The sequence below is a fragment of the Polaromonas sp. OV174 genome (genome assembly GCF_900112285.1).
GTDB lineage: Bacteria > Pseudomonadota > Gammaproteobacteria > Burkholderiales > Burkholderiaceae_C > Polaromonas.
Genome location: NZ_FOKZ01000002.1, coordinates 189,515 through 204,966, shown reverse-complemented (window position 1 = coordinate 204,966; position 15,452 = coordinate 189,515). Strand labels below are relative to the sequence as shown.

Genomic DNA, 15,452 nt, shown 5'->3' with positions numbered 1-15,452 from the left:
CCATGTCTACTGCACCCCATCTCGATTTCGTGAATCCTTATGCCTCGGCCCGTTCTGCCGTGTTGGGGCGCAATGTGGTCAGCACCTCGCAGCCACTGGCGGCACAGGCTGGCTTGCGCATGCTGCTGGCTGGTGGCAACGCGGTTGATGCGGCCATCGCCACAGCGATGGCCTTGACCGTCGTCGAGCCTACCGGCTGCGGTCTGGGCAGCGATGGTTTTGCCATCGTCTGGGACGGCAAGGAATTGCACGGCCTGAACGCTTCCGGCCGCTCTCCGGCGGCCTGGTCGGCCGACCACTTCGCCGGCCGCGATGCCATGCCCGACAAAGGCTGGGACGCCGTCACGGTGCCCGGCGCCGTCTCGGCCTGGAGCGCGCTCTCGCGCCGTTTTGGCCGTCTGCCCTTTGCCGAGCTGGCCAAGCCTGCCATCGACTATGCGCGCAACGGTTTTCCGGTCTCGCCGGTGATCGCGCATTTGTGGGCGATGGGTGGGCAGCGGCTGGGCGATCAGCCCGGCTTTGCCGAGTGTTTCTTGCCCGACGGCCAAGCCCCTCGTGCGGGCCAGCTGTTTCGCAGTGAAGGCCATGCGAGCACGCTGGAAGCCATTGCCGACAGCCACGGCGAGGCCTTTTACCGCGGCGCGCTGGCCCAGCGCATGGCTGCCCATGCCAAGGCCCACGGCGGCCTGCTGAGCGAGGCTGATCTGGCCAACCACCAGGCCGACTGGTGCGGCACGCTGGCCCAGCCTTTTTCCGGCTCGGTGGTGCATGAGCTGCCGCCCAACGGGCAGGGCATTGCCGCCCTGATGGCGCTGGGCATGCTGGAGGCGCTGGGCATAGGCGATCAGCCTTTGGACCATGTCGACACGGTGCATGTGTCGATTGAGGCCATGAAGCTGGCGCTGGCCGATCTGGACAAGTACAACGCCGACATCGACGCGATGCAGGTATCGCCCGCCGAGCTGCTGGCGCCGGCCTACCTGGCCGAGCGCGCCAAGCTGATTGACCGCCAGCGGGCCGGCAACCCCGGCCACGGCGCACCCAGGCCGGGCGGCACGGTTTATGTCGCGGCGGCCGATGCCTCGGGCATGATGGTCTCCTTCATCCAGTCCAACTACATGGGCTTTGGCTCGGGCATCGTGGTACCGGGGACCGGCATCAGCATGCAGAACCGCGGCCATGGCTTCACTCTGGAGCAGGGGCATGCCAATCAGGTCGGCTCCGCCAAGCGCCCTTCACACACCATCATTCCGGCCTTTGCCATGCATGCCGACGGCACGCCGCAAATGGCCTTCGGCGTGATGGGCGGGCCTATGCAGTCGCAAGGTCATATGCAGATGGCTTTGCGCGTGCTGCATTACCGGCAGAACCCGCAGGCGGCCGCCGACGCACCGCGCTGGCGCGTGACAGGCGGCCTGAAGGTGGCGGTCGAGCCCGGCTTTGACGCCGGCGTGGTTGCCGAACTCATCGCGCGCGGACACGACATCACGGTAGAGCGCGGCAATGGCGTGTTTGCCTTTGGCGGCGCGCAGTTGGTGCTCAAAAACGGTGACAGCTATATTGCCGGCTCGGATCCGCGCAAGGATGGTCAGGCCGTGGCCTACTGATAGCCCTCTGCGACTGTGTTTCACCGGGACCGTGCGCGGTCCCGTTTTTGTTTCTCAGGCGTCTGCGAGTTCTACCACCACAGGAACGTGGTCGCTGGGCCGTTCGTTTTTGCGCGGCAGCTTGTCGATCACGCAACTGCTGACCTGTGACTTGAGTGCCTGGCTGACCAGGATGTGGTCAATCCGCAGGCCGCGGTTGCGGCGAAAGGCAAATTCGCGGTAGTCCCACCAGGAGTAACTTTTCTCGGGCTGCTCGAACATGCGAAAAGCATCCGTCAGTCCCAGGTCAAGCAGGGCCTGGAAATGCAGGCGCTCTTCGGTGGTGTGGTGAATGGTTTCGCGCAGGCCTTCCGGGTCGTAGGTGTCGCGGTCATCCACGGTGATGTTGAAGTCGCCCACCAGCACCAGATTCGGGTGCGCTACCAACTCGCTACGCAGCCATTCGCGCAGGGCCGTCAGCCACTTCATTTTGTATTCGAATTTCTCGCTGCCCGGCGCCTGGCCGTTGACGAAGTAGCCGTTGACCAGGCGGACTTCACCGGCGGGCGAGTCCAGCGTGGCGGCAATGATGCGCGACTGCTCATCGGCAAAACCGACAATGTTTTTCACCACATCGCGCGCCGGCGTACGGCTCAAAATGGCCACGCCGTTATAGGTTTTCTGGCCAAACGCGGCGCTGTGGTAGCCGGCGGCTTCCAGCTCCTTGAAGGGGAATTTCTCGTCGTTGAGCTTGAGCTCCTGCAGGCACAGCGCATCGACCGGGTTGGCGGCCAGCCAGTCCAGCACCTGCGGCAGGCGCACGGCGAGGGAGTTGACGTTCCAGGTGGCAATTTTCATAAACAAAAACTTTCCTTATTTCATGCGGGTTTTAAGAGGACTGTCTGAGAAATTTGGTGTCCAGCTACCCAACTAGCTACCCAAAATGCCCTCGTCACTCTTGAGTCCGATTTGGTCGCGTCGCCATCAGTCGGGCGCGACAATTTTCGACGTAAGAAGCTGGCGCAGACTCGCGTCCGTGACCCTGGCGGAGCCTTTGCCAACCTTGATGATCTCAATGGTGCCAGCTTTTGCCATTCTGTAGATTGTCGCCCGGGAGATGGCCAGTTTTTCGCAGGCTGTGCTGATTCGGTGGACGGGTGGGAGGGCTGTACTTGCTTGCATATTCATTCAGTCGTAAAAAAGCCCGCTTGCTGGGCGGGCTGGTCAAAGTCAGGGATGGGTGTGTGCTTATCTCTGCGCTGGCGAGCGCGGCGGCTCATGGTGTAGTCCTTTTGTGCTGACGCCCGATGCGCCGCAGGTAGTTGACTGGGATCGTGTCCCAGTCGAATTCGTCTTTGAAGTCGCCGCAGTGGTGCTCGCGCGGCGTCATGATGTGTCCCGCCTCCGGCGCTAAGGAGGTGCCGCTCATGCCAAGCATGGCCATCCGCTGCGAACCCGGCACTGGCGCAGACTTGCGGCACTCGCCAACAAGGCTGTTGTAATGGAGCCACCAGTCGCAACCAGCGCAGCAGGGGCCGTTTTGCATGTAGAGGCGGTCGAGAATTTCCTGTGGCTGCTCAATCAAAAATTGAATGTGCAGACTCATGGCGCGCCTCTTGCGCGAATGGCTGCGGCGCAGGCCTCGACACCCCATTCCCAGAAAACGCCATCCGACCCCATGTGCGGCGGATAGGCGAGGGTGTCGGCGGAGCACGCTTGCGCACACGCCTCGCGCTCAGTGGCGGCCACCAGGGCGGCGAAGCGCTCGATGTAGGCGAAGTGCCCAGTTGTGCTGCCAATGACTGCTGGTAGCACCTTGGCCTCCCGCGCAATGCGGATCACGTCGTCGCGGGTCATTTGGCAGGCTCCCCATCGCTGGCAGGATGGATGCCGTGGGCACCTTCTATTTCGCTCACAAAGTTTGCGACCCAATCCGGTAGGTTTTGCGAGTCCTCGAAATACCCCCACGCGCATTTCTTGATCTGCTCATCCATCAGCGGCGCGAGTCCCTGGGCAAGCATGGCCTGCACCTGGGCGGCGGTGTAGAGGCCTCGGGTCGTATAGCCTGGCCATGCCGATTGGTTGGCTTGGACCATGTTGTGGTGCTCAACAGTGCACCGGCCCCAGCCCATTTCGGCATCAAACCGGCACTCTGCCGACACCGGCTCCGGCATCCCCGCTATCGCAGCTACAGATTGAGTTTGGACCGAGAGTTCAGCCGCCGCGATGTATTCGTCATAGGCAATCTTGGTTTCTGGCTCGTTGGCCCAGTCGGGCACGCCATTGATCGAAACGCCGGCCTTGAGTTCTTCTGCGCCTTCACGCAAAAGGCGGGCGGCTGCGGGGATGTGCGTCATTCTGTAGCTCCTACTTTGATAGCGAACACCTCAACCGGCTCCGGCCCGAAGTGTTCATGCTGGATGGTCTTGACCTCGTAGCCGCGCCACGGGAAGGTCAGCCGGCGTTCGGCGTCGTCGCGGTTCGGGTAGCCCCAGGTGATCACCACCTGGTCATAAGTACGGCCTTCCAGCCGTTTGCGCCAGTGAGGGGTGATCAGCCGGTATTCCTCGGTCTTGGTGCCGGCCTTGATCTGGTCGAAGTAGATGCCCTTGACGGGCAGGGTTAGGGTTTTCATGCTGCAGCCCGGATGGCATTGATCACATCCCGCGCCACTGGTGGGCACACGGCATTGCCCAGCATGTGCATGGCGTCCTTGGCCCGCTCTGGCAGCCGGTAGGTTTCGGGAAAGCCCATGGCGGCGCGAGCCTCCTGCACGGAGATCATCCGCATACGGTCGCCATCAATCACGGCATGCCGGTCGCGCGTCGTGATGGTCCCGATGGGTCGGCGCAGTGACCGGCCGACCCGCTCATTGCCGGTTTGCTGTTTGTAGACGGCAATCATCGCGTCCACTGTGTCCTTGACGGCAGAGGCGGGCAATTGGCGGCGCTCGGTGCAGAGCTGCAGGATGACCTGCTGGCCCACGGCTTCGGCCAGGATGGTGCTTTTGTTGCCGCGTGGCGCAACCCAGCCGCTTGATTCCTGCTGCGTCGGGCCGCAATGCAGGAATTGGGCAGACTGGAGCGCTGCCTCCAGCTGCTCCAGTGGCGGGAGAGTGAAGTCGGCGGCGATGCGGAAGAAGGTGGCGTTTTTGAACATCTGATTCCTGAGTTAAATCAGCCGCTGACCCAATAGGTATGAGTGCAGGCAGCTATTGTTTTTGTAGCGGTTAGCCCTGCATCGCACGCATGCCGGAATGCACAAACGGCAGGTCGACAGCTTGGAATTGCGGCGCAGGCGTCGGAATACGCGTGTGCTTGTAGCCTGGCGGGTAGATGACGGAGGCGCTCTTGTGCAGCGTGACTACCTCGGGCTTCGGGGTGTACGCCGCCCGCGTGGTCTGATACGCCTCGGCGTTCTCGCGCTTGTCGAAAAACCGCACATCGGTGCGGCTGCGCACGCCCTTGAACACCAGCCCTTTTTCAATCAGCCAGCGGCAGGCCTGATGCACCTGGCTTTGCGTGTAGCCGTGCTTGTCGAGCATTGAATAACCAACGGGCTTTTTGGCTTCGCTGGCGATCAGCTCCCGCACCAGTGCGCCGGGGGTTCCTAGCTTGACGTGGCTGCTTGTGTAAAGCGTGGTCATGTCATCCTTTCAGTGTCCACAGGGCAGGCCGCCACCTACCGGCGTCCCGTCTGGGTTGATGGGGTGGCGACGGCCGCAGCCCAAGCAGGTCTTGAGCTCGGGCTGCGGGGTGGGTATCGGTACTGGCTGGGTCATGCGGCTGCCAAGTCCAACTGTTTCACCATGGCCTGCAGCTCCATCTCGAACTGCAGCAGGCCAGCCTCCAGGCGCTTGATAAACACCTCGTCGCGTTCAATCGACTCGACATAGAGCTGCAGGCGCGGGCACTGGCGCGGGTCGTAGCTGATGAAGTCCCATACCTCGCGGCCTGTCACGAACAGGTTGCCCTGAACCTGGTACTTATGGTCTTCCGGCATGCCGTTGAGCCAGGTAGCAATGTGGACTTCTTCGCTGAACGGGCACTTGATCTCGGCGCCGCGATTCGCATCCACCAGGGCATCCGGGCTGGCGCCGATGAAGGCGTAGACCGGATGCACCACAAACTCGGCCTTGGTGGCGATGCGGCCGGTGTGGAGTTGGTAGGCCTCTAGTGCCGGATCTTCCAGTTCGGTGCCCCAGGCCAGTGATTTGCTGGTGACAGCATGTTTTGGCTTGCCGGCCATGCGCTCAAAGGCCAACTGGCGCATGTAGCTGCCGCGGGCCGCCTGGGGTTTGCGGACGCCGTACTTGTCGGGGGTGCCGAAGGCCATCGCATCGGCGAAGCGGGAGGCCGTCGACTTGCCGCGGCGAGCCTCAAACCATTCGTCAGACCGTTGTTCGACTTGATCAGCCATTTGCAGCCTCCCTAGCCAGGCGCTCAGCTTCGGCGGCGGTGTAGTCCTCGTCAGACTTGATGCCGATGTTGCCGATGCGGTCACGTTCAGCCACGCCGATGACAGTGCGGTCACCAGCCTCCAGCAGCATCCAGGCCTTTTTGAAAGCCTCAAAGCCCTCGTCCTTGGCGACCTTTTCCAGTCCTTTGGTCATGTCGTCATGGGCTTTGGTGCGCGTTGGTTTGGCGGCGCTGCTTTGGGCGGCCTGTGCCGGGCTTTGCCGTGACGTGTGGGTGATCTCGCCGGAATAGTCCTGTAGTTCCTCGGCAATCGGCATGCCCTTGAGCACGTCCGGGAACACGTCGCGCAGGGCGAAGGCGCGGGCGCGCATCTGCTGCATGCGCTTGGGGTACTGCGTCCACGGGCCCGGCTTGTTCTTCAGCCCTGCAGTTTCTGCGTCCTGCACCGAAAAGCTGCGGCTTTGCTCGGGGGAGCCGCGGCGCTTGACACGGCAGTAAGCGGTGCCGTCGTTGTAGTCCTCGACCACGTACTCACAGACCGGGGAGGCCAGCACCAGCGCCAGCAGGGCATCACCCCACAGGCTGGGCCGGCCATTGATGACGGCAATGTTCTGCATGGCCTGCATCGGTTTCAGGCCAATCTCCATGCCCCATTGCACGGCCACCAGGATGTTGCCGGGCTTGCCGATGAAGTCCTTGGGCACGATGGTGGAGTTGGCCAGCAGCTCGGAGAAGCGCATGGCCTCGTCCAGACTCTTGGGCGACATGTCAAACGCCTGGGCCGGCACCAGTGTTTTGCTGGGGGCCTGCTCAAGAACGGCGGGCGTGGCGGCGGGGGCTTCGGTGGTGGTCTGTTCGGTCATGGTGAGGTTCTTTCCCGCGACTTAGGCGGTAGTTGCGTTGAGGAAAACGGGAATTACTCGGTAGCCAGGGCAATCGCTGCGCGGGCGTTGGTGATTTCAGGGCCGGCATCGCCGCCTTGGCAGTCCTTCTCGATGAAGGCCAGGCAGTCCTTGAGCGCGGCCAGCAGGGCGGGGGCAGCCTCCTGCAACTTGGTGCGCGCGGCGGCTTCGGCCATGATCAGTGCGTACTTGGCTTCACCGGCTTCGCGCTCAATCCGTTGAGCCTCCAGCCGAGCGGCCTCTGCGGTCCTGGCATCTTGGTCGCGCTGCGCCTGGGCGATGCGCTCGGCTTCTGCGCGCTCGGCGGCGGCAATGTCATTCAGTCGCTTTTGTTCGGCATCCTGGGCGCGGTTCAGTTCTCGTCGTGCGTCGGCAAGTTTTTCGGCTTCGGCCTGCTGGGTTGCGCGGGCCTCGGCCTGCTCTTTCGCAAAGGCGGCGCGGTCAGCGGCCAGCTTCTCGGCTTCGGCGCGCTGCTCTTGTTCGCGGCGGGCCTTGTCGGCCAGATCGGCAGCCTCGCGGGCAGCAGCGGCCTCACGGTCACGCTCGGCCTGGGCATTGCGCAGGGCTTCGAGCTCGGCACGCTCGGCGGCCATGCGCAGGTTCTCAGCTTCTTGCGCCACGGCGCTGGCGTGCAGGCTGTTCAGCGTAGCCAGCGCCTGCGCCTTGGCCTGCATGGCTTCGCCGGCCCGGTCGCCGAACACGTCAATGCTCAGTTCCTGACCTTCGAGCGTTTCGATGGTCCAGGCAATATCAGCGGCCGGTTTTCCGACAGCTTGCACGGCGGTGTTGCGGATGTCGTCAAGAGCGAGTTGGGCGGCCTGCGCTTTCAGTCGGTCGGCTTCGGCCTTGGCGGCTTTCTCGGCTTCCTTGCGCTCTTCTTCAACACGTATCTGCTCATGAACCGGGGTTTCCAGCGCCAGCAACTGCGTGGTGATCTCCAGCGCACGGGCGTCGATGTCGCGCTTGAGTTGGTTCAACGGGTCTTTGGCGGCCTTCGCAGCCTTGTCCACGGCGTAGCGCGGTTCACGAATGGCGATGCGTGCAGCTTTAGCCTCGGCCATCCCGGCAACGGTGGCGACAGGGTAGGCCACGTCCTTGTATTTGGTGCGCAGGGCAGCGAGGCCCGCCTCAACCTTGTTGAATTCGGTGAGGGTGTTTTGCACCAGCGCCAGGCTGGCCTGGCCGATAGGGGTATCGGTCTGCGCGGCTTCGATCATGTCGATGGGGAGGTCTTGTTTGCCCATTGTTTTCTCCGGGAAGTTGTTAGTTGATGAGGTAAACGCCAGCAGCAGTGCCCAGCACCGCTACGGCAATGGCGAGGCGCCAGGAGGGGCGCTTGCGCCAGTTCGGCGCGCTGTTGATTGGCAGGTCTGGATTGCTGCCGTCGCTGTTTCCAGTGACCAGCGGGCACGAACGGCCCTGATTGCAGTTCTGGTTGCAGGGCGGGCACTGTGGCGTGAACTCCTGAACATCCTGGCCGTGCAGGTTGTAGAAAGCGCGCACCGGGCAGCCATCACCCTGAGTGCACTTGCCGAAAGAGTCGCAGCAGTTCACAGCGCCGCCTCCTTCACCCCGGCCGGCAGTCGGCAAACAAGGAGCCCGTCTGTTGTCCAAAGCGGCACCCGGCCCAGCGCACCGCACTTGGCGGCCCCGCCATCAGCCACGGCCGCGGCATATTCGGCTTCGTCGGCCACGTCTTGGGCCGCCTGAGTTTCATCCGGGCCGTCCATCAGCGCCATGGCGATCAGCAGGACGATGGCGGCAAGCCCAGCTACTGCGTATTTGGTGACCGGATTCATGGCGTGCTCCTGGCAGTCTTGGCGATGGTCGCCTCGAAGCGGGTTGCCAGAGCCGCATTCACTTCGGCCTTGGCGTCGCTGTCTTCCGTTCCTTTGGCGCGGTGCAGTGCCTCGTAGCGCCGGAGAGTGGCGGCAGCTTCACGCAAGTCAGCCAGCAACTCAGGCGCAGCGGCGATCAGGCGGGCATTGGCTTCAAAAGTGCCATCGCCGCAGGCGTAGGGCAAGGCGACAAGGCCCAACATAAATATGCGCTCCGAGCCGTCGTTGTTTTTGAGCTTGTGCGGGGACGGTACGCGGAAGTTCAGCGCGTCGATGCGGCCGGCGCCATCAAAAGCCCATGGGCCGGGAGTGTGTGATTTCATGCTGTCGCTCCTTGTTGGGCATCAATCAGAATTTCGAGTAACGGTTTTGCAGCCTCATGGCCTTGGCGTCGCGGTCACGCAATGGCCCGCCGCTTTCCTTCCAGCGATGAATCGCCATATCAGCCTCCAGCGCCTCGGCCTCGTTGTGTGGCGGCAGGTCGATCACTGGCAGCGGGTGCGGCACGCGCGGCGGCGGCCGGGGCCGGATCAAGGTGCCGTTGGCGATGGCCGCCCGTACCTGGACCATCACATCGACAAACGGCGCGTAGTAGGGGTGCATGCTTTCCATGGCTTGGTCCAGGCGTTAAAAAGCCCGCAGAGGGCGGGCTGGGTGTTGGGCTTACGCCTGACAACTGATGTCAGTGGCGCAATCGCTGAGCTGGGAGAGTGCTTGGCAGTAATCCAGCGTCCATTTGTCGCTGGCCTCGAGCTGGGTGACGTACTTGGCGAGGCGTTCGCTTTTGATGGTCTTGAGTGAGGCTTTGTGCTTCACGATGGCCATCATCTTTGTGTACGCCCGTGTCTTGGTGACGCCCCAATCCTGATATTGGGGGGGGCATCCGTTGGCACAGATCCTGGGCGCGGGCCTTCAGGTCGGCCAGCTGAAGGCGTTCTTTTTCCCGGCGATCGACACGCGCCTGAATGCGTGCGGCGCGCTCGGCTTTGAGCTGGGCGGACTTGCTGGGTGCTTTGGTCGTCATGGCGATCTCCATGAAAAAGCCACCTCTTGGGTGGCTTGGGTTGTAAAAAGACCCGCCGAAGCGGGTAAAGGGGGAGGGGGTGATGGCGGGCGCCGCAGATCAGACAGGTGGCCTGCCTAGCTTTAATCTCGCTACATTCAAAGCCTGATGCGCTTCTTCGAAATTCAGGAAATACCCAACAAATATCTTCTTCCCATCGTTCGAGATTTGTACGGCGATTCGATCTCGATATGGCCACATTCCAGGAAGCATGCCGGCCGTCTTCGACCTGGAGACGCGGCGATTTTTTGAATTCACACTGACTGTCACGACACGTAGATTGCCGCGTCTGTTGTCCAGCCCATCCCCATTGATATGGTCCACTACAAGACTGCGATCTGTGACGCCCATGATCAAACGATGGGCCGCGATCCTTCCACTGGAAAAAGCGTAGGTGGCGTTTCTGTTTTTGAATGGCCACAGCTTTATCCCATCGAACAAATGCATGTCGGCTTCATCGATCAGCATCTCTCTGTTACCGACTTTGAGTGTTGGCATCGAGTTGGCCTTTTTGGTTGATTAATGGTCTTGGCCTTTAAAGCCGCCAGGGCGGGCCGATGGTGGCGGGACTTGAACCCGCTTGCGCTTCTGCCTGTTAGGGAATCCATAACGCTGCCATTCACCATCAAGATTGCGCGCTGCTGGCTGAACAGAGGCGGGCCAAGCCTTCCGGCGGGCTTCGCTTGTGCCAGACAGTGCGCAAACCTGATGGCCCCGGCCATTGCCGGGGACTTGGATGGGATTAGGTGATGTCTGGCGAGACGATGAGCCGGCCAGTCGCGCCATTCGTCAGCCCTTCAAACTTGAGCTTGGCCTCGCGGACCGCCGTCAGCATCTCGGCCTCGCCCGCCATCTCAGATGGCAACTCAATACCGACCACCCACTCGTCGCGGGCAGAGTCGTAATACGGCGATGCGGAATCAAGGTCGCCGTCATCCAGCAGCTCGTCCAAATTCTCCAGCTCCGAAAGCTCGTCGTACTGCACGCCGAACATCAGCTTGGCATCTGTCGAAATTCCCATGTCGCTCTCCTTGGTTGATAAACCCAAGCACCGGCCCGCGATGCTTGGGTTTGCCGACTGTCTCCAATCGGCTGCGCTGGTTACTCGATCCAGCTCCACTAGGGAAGAATTAGCCCGGGGCGAGTGCCCTGCGGGTCCGTATCGGTGCCAGTGCTGATCCCACGCGGGACACTGGTCACTTGATGCCTTGCTTGTCTCGGCTGGCATCGCCTCACCAGGGACTAACGCGCCCTGTTTGCGTCCAGCTCCTGCGCACCACTCACGCTTGCCTGTGTTGGTTTGCTATCCACTGGGAGATTGGCAGGTTAATCAAGAGTGAATTGAGAGAGGTGGGCCGGCGCTGATCCCCGGCTTATTCCTACACTTTGGCCTGCGCGTAGGACTCACGCAGGACGCAATACGCGCATCAGCCTGCGCATTCCACCTCTCTCAATTCACTCTCGATTTTTAATGAGCCTTCTGGCCTGGCCGCTCGATGACTGCCCGCCGTCGCTTTGTTGGCGACTTGGGATTAATTCTAGCCATTGGCTAGGATATGTCAAGCTGTCAGCTAGAGAAATGTAGAAATATTTCCAAGTGAAAACCCTCGACCAACAAAAAACCGCCTCAAGGGCGGTTTGGGTGGGTGGAGCGTGTGGCGTGGCAGCCTTAGAGGCCTCACATGGCGGCGAGGCTATCGGGATTGAGCTCGTCCTGCATCGCGGCCTTCCGCCCTTTGGCTGTTAGCGCGAGTACCGTAGCTCGCGTCTGGGGCTCATTAACCCTGGGAAGTCGGGCGATGACAAAGCCGGCTGCATTGAGCACTCTCAGCTTGTCAATATCGGCCGGATTGGTGAGTGTTAGAGGGAGCCGCTTATCTGCAATCTCCCTTATCAGTTCGACTGGCATGGCATTCCTCCTTTCTCAAGGGATGAATTTTTTACCTCCGCCAAATGTCGTTGGCAAGTACGAGCCTGCAACAGGCGTAAAAAAGCCCGCTCGGGGCGGGCTGGATGGGGTTGGCAGGCGGTTAGGCGGCCATGCGGTGTACGATCTTGGCAGCGATGACATCTCTGTCGGCAATGCTCGCAACCGAATCATTTGTCGCGTTCATTAGCCGCTTCGCATCTAGCTTGGGGATCTCGTCAACATCCGAGTAGACCACCATCGAATTGAATTTTTGCGTTTGCGCGGCAAGGTGCTGGAGGATGATGGTCGTGAGCCGGGCTTTATCCCTATTCTGCACCCCAAAGACGTACAAGGGCAGTCCCGGGGTCTTGATGTAGAAATCGACTGGATAATTCTCACTATTCGAGATACCTGGAACCTCGTACCCCTCAACCAGATCATCCTGGCCAACAACATCAAGCAATACAGCCTTCAAGTCGTCGTTGAACGTGCTTTCAACTCTCGTACGGGTCCAAAGGCCCAAGTCCTCAACCCTCGTTGCGCCCTGTCCGAGCGAGAAAAGACCCTTGGAGAGAGCGTCGGCCGGTACATCAATAAAAATTTCACCGTCATCCTCAGTGAGTCCTGACTCCTGAAGAACCGACAGAAAAAGCTTTTTCCGCGCCCCTGTGAGCAATTTTGACAGGTCGTTCTCGTAGCTCAAGCGCATGAGCGTGGCACCCATGTCCGACACCCGCCAGCCGCCCGTCTGGGTGCTAACGTAAGCCGTCAGGTGGTCGCCATCCCGGCCGACAATTGGCAGGGAAATTGCGAAGTCACTAGCGCGTTGAACCACCGCGACATCCTTGCAAAAGGCGGCGCATAGATTCTCGCGGAGTGTCTGGGCATTGGCGTTCAAAATAAAGTGCTTTGGTTTTCGTCCGCCGGCGGCGGTGGTGGATTATCGTCGTCCTGCTTAAAGCCGTCTATTTTGCAATCGGCAAGGATTGCTTTCAATGCCCCCGCAAGAGTTGTGTAGCGGTCCGTTGTTTCTGCATAATGATCGGCCTTTCTGCCGGCCTCCATGTAACGCTGAGTTGCCCTGTGGATATGACAAGTCATTTGGAAGGGAGCGCCTCCCTCTATGGGGTTACTGTGTACATGGTCGCTCCCGTTGTAGCGAGTAAGCGTGACCGTTTCACCGGTTGCACCAGTGTAGGATAAACCACAAGAAAACCCATTGGGAACGCGGGTATTTTGTCTGACGTAGAGATGGAAGGCCATGCCATTTTCGCAGATTACCTCGTAATTTGTCTGCTCAGATCCTCCTTGGATCTTCATCCTCGCCCTTGGATTTCTCACCGTCTTTGGGACGGTGAGAAGCTGCTCGATTTCATCGTCAGTCAGTTTCATGTAGGCCCCACTTCTTTAGTTGTCCGTTCGAATCTTCCTCAAATACCGGCACACCCGCACATCCTGGCGAGTCTTCAAACGATGGTCTTCTATCGAAAGCGAAGTAAACATCAGTTGCCTATCGCTTCAGTCTTCTTAGACTTGCGCCACTCCCAAGGTGGTATGGGCTCAGAATCTACCCACAACCCCGCCCGTGAAGACCGCGCTTGCCGCTCAGCATCCTGCACAGCCATGTCCTTGCCGTACTTGACATACCACCAAGCCATGCCGGCGCGCACCTGGTGCAGGCTAACGTCTTGGCCATTGCACGACACCCGCGCCACGGTGCGGCCGTAGCGATCTTTGGCGGTTGGTTTGATGACGGCCTGGGCCTCATGGCACAGCCCGGCCAGACTCTGACGGGAGCGCTCTCCGAAAGGCTGTCTCTTCTCGGGGGCGTCGATCTCTGCGATTCGCACCTTAACCTGCTCATAGGCTCCAGGCTGGCCACAGCGGGCCTTGATGGTGTCGCCATCCGTGACGCCGACGACAAGGCAGGATTGCTGAGCCTGGGCTGCCACGGGCAGCAGCAGGGCCAGGGAGAGGAGGGTGCGGATCACTTGCCAGGCTAGCCCAGGTGAACCCGAGTAACTTCCTGGACGGCTGGGTTTGCCGGTTTCCTATCTGGATTGAGAGCAGCAAGGATGTCTTTGTGGCGTTGTTCAGCCAACAACTCATCCCTGGACATCTGGACGCATCGCGCGAGAACATAAGGGATGACGGCTAGCGCGATCGCAAGAGCAGCGACAGCGGCCTCTTGAGGTGCCCCTTTTGCGCCAGCAAACCCGATGACCAAAACAATGGCCCCCAGAACAGCTCCGATTCGAGTAACGATGTTGAAAAAACCCATGATGTCCTTTTTTTGAATCAATACGATCCGCGTGGGTGCGGTAATTAAATCAACACTCAAAGCCCTGTTGCTACTTGATGCGGCCCGGTTACTGAGCCAGTGCCTGCCCAGACCAGATACGCAGTCGAATTAACTCCATCGCGGGTGCAGTGAACTAAAAACTCCCCACGGTTCATGCTGCTCTCTCTGTATTTGAACTCACCACATCCAGTAGCGCCATGCTTCACAAGCGCCTGCGTGATTTGCAAGTTGAAGTCTGACATCCATGGGCCAGGGTATCGCTGCGCCATCGGCATATCGTCTGACTGATTTCTGCCGGATCCAATGCAAGAAAAAAGCGCCATCAACAGAATTGCAATTCCGAAGAGTTTGAACCACATCGGCATACCAGGGCTTGCCTTGCTGGCGGCGCTGGCTGCCGTGGCCGCAGAGAGCTTGATCGGAGGCTCCATCGGCGCGCCGCAACGCGGACAAGCCGACGCAAGGTCGCTTACTTGACCGTCGCATTCTTTGCATTTAATTAAAGCCATTCACCTCTCCGTTTGAACTTTTAAACCTGCTCACTTCGCCGCAAGTTCGCTGTTTGTGGGGCTGTCCAGGCAATGGTTTAACCAGTCCCGCAGGCAGCCTCGCAATGCCCAATTACGCTGACTTCCTGTATCCCCGATGCTCAACCATGGTGCACACGTTCAGATAAAGGATTCAAGTTTGCCAATGACGACACCGCACATTGTGCAGTTGCCGTTGATGGGGATGATCCGATTTGGCCAGCTTGGGTTTAAGGCCTGGAGCATCCGCATGTCACCTTCGATCAGCAGTTGCTTGAAGGTCGCCTCTTTTTCGTCATCAAGCCTGGCAATTACAAGCGAGCGGTGGTCCGCACCTCTATCCGGATCGACAAATATCGTGTCGCCATCGCGGAACGAGTGCTTGCCCGTTGGGTCGTACATGCTGAGCCCGCGCACTATTAGGGCGTAAGTGCGGGACCCATGCCTTACCGGGCAGGGCAACCAGTCCTCGGCGTCACCTGGCTGGAAATTGTCAATCACGCCACACCAGTCGCCTGCCTGCACCCAGGAAACGACAGGGACCGAACCGGGAGTAATTGCCTCAATATTGGGACGGCTCGGCCCGCTGCGCACATGCGGTGACACGTCTATTTTTTCGACGGGCTGGCTAATCCAGTTGTTCTTTCGACCCTCCCCGTAGACCCTATTTATGGTGTTCATGGCTTCAGCGCTGGGGCGCTTTGGCTTATGCGCTGGTTTGCCCTTGTAAATTTGGTAGATGTAGTCGTATCCAAGGCCCGTGCGCGCCTCAACTGCTCTATAGCCAGCAGCCTCTTTCCCGCCAGCCGCGTCAATCTCGGCGGAAACAACGGCCTTGAAGTTGGCTAGCCAATTCTCTTGTATGTCCATAAGTTCACATTCAAGCAGATAGCTAGAGAAATAATCT

At 60.1% G+C, this 15,452-nt stretch carries 26 protein-coding genes; 1 reads left to right on the top strand and 25 read right to left on the bottom strand.

The features are described 5' to 3' along the window. Positions 1-2: 2 nt before the first annotated feature. Complete coding sequence (locus BM160_RS02910) at positions 3-1,607, top strand: gamma-glutamyltransferase family protein (protein WP_092000451.1); 1,605 nt, start codon at positions 3-5, stop codon at positions 1,605-1,607. 54 nt (positions 1,608-1,661) lie between these two features. Here BM160_RS02910 and xth read toward each other — a convergent pair whose 3' ends face one another. From xth to BM160_RS02785, 25 genes are all read right to left on the bottom strand, one after another. Beyond that, positions 1,662-2,444 (bottom strand): exodeoxyribonuclease III, encoded by a 783-nt coding sequence (gene xth / locus BM160_RS02905; RefSeq protein ID WP_092000137.1) that lies wholly within the window; start codon positions 2,442-2,444, stop codon positions 1,662-1,664. Positions 2,445-2,570: 126 nt separating this feature from the next. Further along, positions 2,571-2,768: a helix-turn-helix transcriptional regulator gene (locus tag BM160_RS23115; RefSeq protein ID WP_092000134.1), complete on the bottom strand. Its 198-nt coding sequence runs from the start codon at positions 2,766-2,768 to the stop codon at positions 2,571-2,573. Positions 2,769-2,862: 94 nt separating this feature from the next. Beyond that, positions 2,863-3,192, bottom strand: a complete 330-nt coding sequence (locus tag BM160_RS02895) for a hypothetical protein (protein WP_092000131.1) — start codon at positions 3,190-3,192, stop codon at positions 2,863-2,865. Beyond that, entirely contained in the window at positions 3,189-3,443 is a 255-nt protein-coding gene (locus BM160_RS02890) for a hypothetical protein (RefSeq protein ID WP_092000129.1), read from the bottom strand. The genes BM160_RS02895 and BM160_RS02890 overlap by 4 nt, the downstream gene beginning before the upstream one ends. Continuing rightward, a complete protein-coding gene (locus tag BM160_RS02885; protein WP_092000126.1) occupies positions 3,440-3,943 on the bottom strand; it encodes a hypothetical protein in 504 nt (167 codons plus the stop codon). The genes BM160_RS02890 and BM160_RS02885 overlap by 4 nt, the downstream gene beginning before the upstream one ends. Further along, positions 3,940-4,221 (bottom strand): RNA-binding protein, encoded by a 282-nt coding sequence (locus BM160_RS02880; RefSeq protein ID WP_092000123.1) that lies wholly within the window; start codon positions 4,219-4,221, stop codon positions 3,940-3,942. The genes BM160_RS02885 and BM160_RS02880 overlap by 4 nt, the downstream gene beginning before the upstream one ends. Next, entirely contained in the window at positions 4,218-4,745 is a 528-nt protein-coding gene (gene rdgC / locus BM160_RS02875; protein WP_092000120.1) for a recombination-associated protein RdgC, read from the bottom strand. Before rdgC ends, BM160_RS02880 begins: the two co-directional genes overlap by 4 nt. Positions 4,746-4,815: 70 nt before the next feature. Further along, positions 4,816-5,232, bottom strand: coding sequence for a hypothetical protein (locus BM160_RS02870; RefSeq protein WP_092000117.1), 417 nt, complete (start codon positions 5,230-5,232; stop codon positions 4,816-4,818). A gap of 131 nt (positions 5,233-5,363) precedes the next feature. Continuing rightward, complete coding sequence (locus BM160_RS02865) at positions 5,364-6,005, bottom strand: lambda exonuclease family protein (protein ID WP_092000114.1); 642 nt, start codon at positions 6,003-6,005, stop codon at positions 5,364-5,366. Then, positions 5,998-6,867: a recombinase family protein gene (locus BM160_RS22515; RefSeq protein ID WP_177218890.1), complete on the bottom strand. Its 870-nt coding sequence runs from the start codon at positions 6,865-6,867 to the stop codon at positions 5,998-6,000. The genes BM160_RS02865 and BM160_RS22515 overlap by 8 nt, the downstream gene beginning before the upstream one ends. Before the next feature lie 53 nt (positions 6,868-6,920). Continuing rightward, a complete protein-coding gene (locus BM160_RS02855) occupies positions 6,921-8,150 on the bottom strand; it encodes a coiled-coil domain-containing protein (protein ID WP_092000111.1) in 1,230 nt (409 codons plus the stop codon). Positions 8,151-8,169: 19 nt separating this feature from the next. Beyond that, on the bottom strand, positions 8,170-8,460 hold the full coding sequence (locus BM160_RS02850; protein ID WP_092000108.1) for a hypothetical protein: 291 nt from the start codon (positions 8,458-8,460) through the stop codon (positions 8,170-8,172). After that, positions 8,457-8,705 (bottom strand): hypothetical protein, encoded by a 249-nt coding sequence (locus BM160_RS02845; RefSeq protein WP_092000105.1) that lies wholly within the window; start codon positions 8,703-8,705, stop codon positions 8,457-8,459. The genes BM160_RS02850 and BM160_RS02845 overlap by 4 nt, the downstream gene beginning before the upstream one ends. Then, positions 8,702-9,067 (bottom strand): hypothetical protein, encoded by a 366-nt coding sequence (locus BM160_RS02840; protein WP_092000102.1) that lies wholly within the window; start codon positions 9,065-9,067, stop codon positions 8,702-8,704. The genes BM160_RS02845 and BM160_RS02840 overlap by 4 nt, the downstream gene beginning before the upstream one ends. 25 nt (positions 9,068-9,092) lie before the next feature. After that, on the bottom strand, positions 9,093-9,356 hold the full coding sequence (locus BM160_RS02835) for a hypothetical protein (RefSeq protein WP_143093167.1): 264 nt from the start codon (positions 9,354-9,356) through the stop codon (positions 9,093-9,095). Between the two features lie 51 nt (positions 9,357-9,407). Beyond that, positions 9,408-9,569, bottom strand: coding sequence for a hypothetical protein (locus tag BM160_RS22510; RefSeq protein ID WP_218156573.1), 162 nt, complete (start codon positions 9,567-9,569; stop codon positions 9,408-9,410). A gap of 298 nt (positions 9,570-9,867) precedes the next feature. Continuing rightward, positions 9,868-10,305, bottom strand: a complete 438-nt coding sequence (locus tag BM160_RS02830; RefSeq protein WP_092000094.1) for an HNH endonuclease — start codon at positions 10,303-10,305, stop codon at positions 9,868-9,870. Positions 10,306-10,549: 244 nt separating this feature from the next. Further along, positions 10,550-10,828: a hypothetical protein gene (locus tag BM160_RS02820; RefSeq protein WP_092000085.1), complete on the bottom strand. Its 279-nt coding sequence runs from the start codon at positions 10,826-10,828 to the stop codon at positions 10,550-10,552. A gap of 657 nt (positions 10,829-11,485) precedes the next feature. Then, positions 11,486-11,716: a hypothetical protein gene (locus BM160_RS02815; protein ID WP_092000083.1), complete on the bottom strand. Its 231-nt coding sequence runs from the start codon at positions 11,714-11,716 to the stop codon at positions 11,486-11,488. A gap of 121 nt (positions 11,717-11,837) precedes the next feature. Beyond that, the gene (locus BM160_RS02810) at positions 11,838-12,614 is read right to left on the bottom strand and encodes a DUF1828 domain-containing protein (RefSeq protein ID WP_092000080.1); all 777 of its coding nucleotides are present in this window, start codon (positions 12,612-12,614) and stop codon (positions 11,838-11,840) included. Beyond that, the gene (locus BM160_RS02805; protein WP_177218888.1) at positions 12,611-13,108 is read right to left on the bottom strand and encodes a hypothetical protein; all 498 of its coding nucleotides are present in this window, start codon (positions 13,106-13,108) and stop codon (positions 12,611-12,613) included. The genes BM160_RS02810 and BM160_RS02805 overlap by 4 nt, the downstream gene beginning before the upstream one ends. A 110-nt stretch (positions 13,109-13,218) precedes the next feature. Further along, a complete protein-coding gene (locus BM160_RS02800; RefSeq protein WP_369821739.1) occupies positions 13,219-13,707 on the bottom strand; it encodes a thermonuclease family protein in 489 nt (162 codons plus the stop codon). 8 nt (positions 13,708-13,715) lie between these two features. Further along, positions 13,716-14,057: a hypothetical protein gene (locus tag BM160_RS02795; RefSeq protein ID WP_092000077.1), complete on the bottom strand. Its 342-nt coding sequence runs from the start codon at positions 14,055-14,057 to the stop codon at positions 13,716-13,718. Continuing rightward, a complete protein-coding gene (locus tag BM160_RS22715; protein ID WP_092000074.1) occupies positions 14,054-14,527 on the bottom strand; it encodes a hypothetical protein in 474 nt (157 codons plus the stop codon). Before BM160_RS22715 ends, BM160_RS02795 begins: the two co-directional genes overlap by 4 nt. Before the next feature lie 159 nt (positions 14,528-14,686). Further along, complete coding sequence (locus BM160_RS02785; RefSeq protein ID WP_092000071.1) at positions 14,687-15,415, bottom strand: LexA family protein; 729 nt, start codon at positions 15,413-15,415, stop codon at positions 14,687-14,689. Positions 15,416-15,452 lie beyond the last annotated feature (37 nt).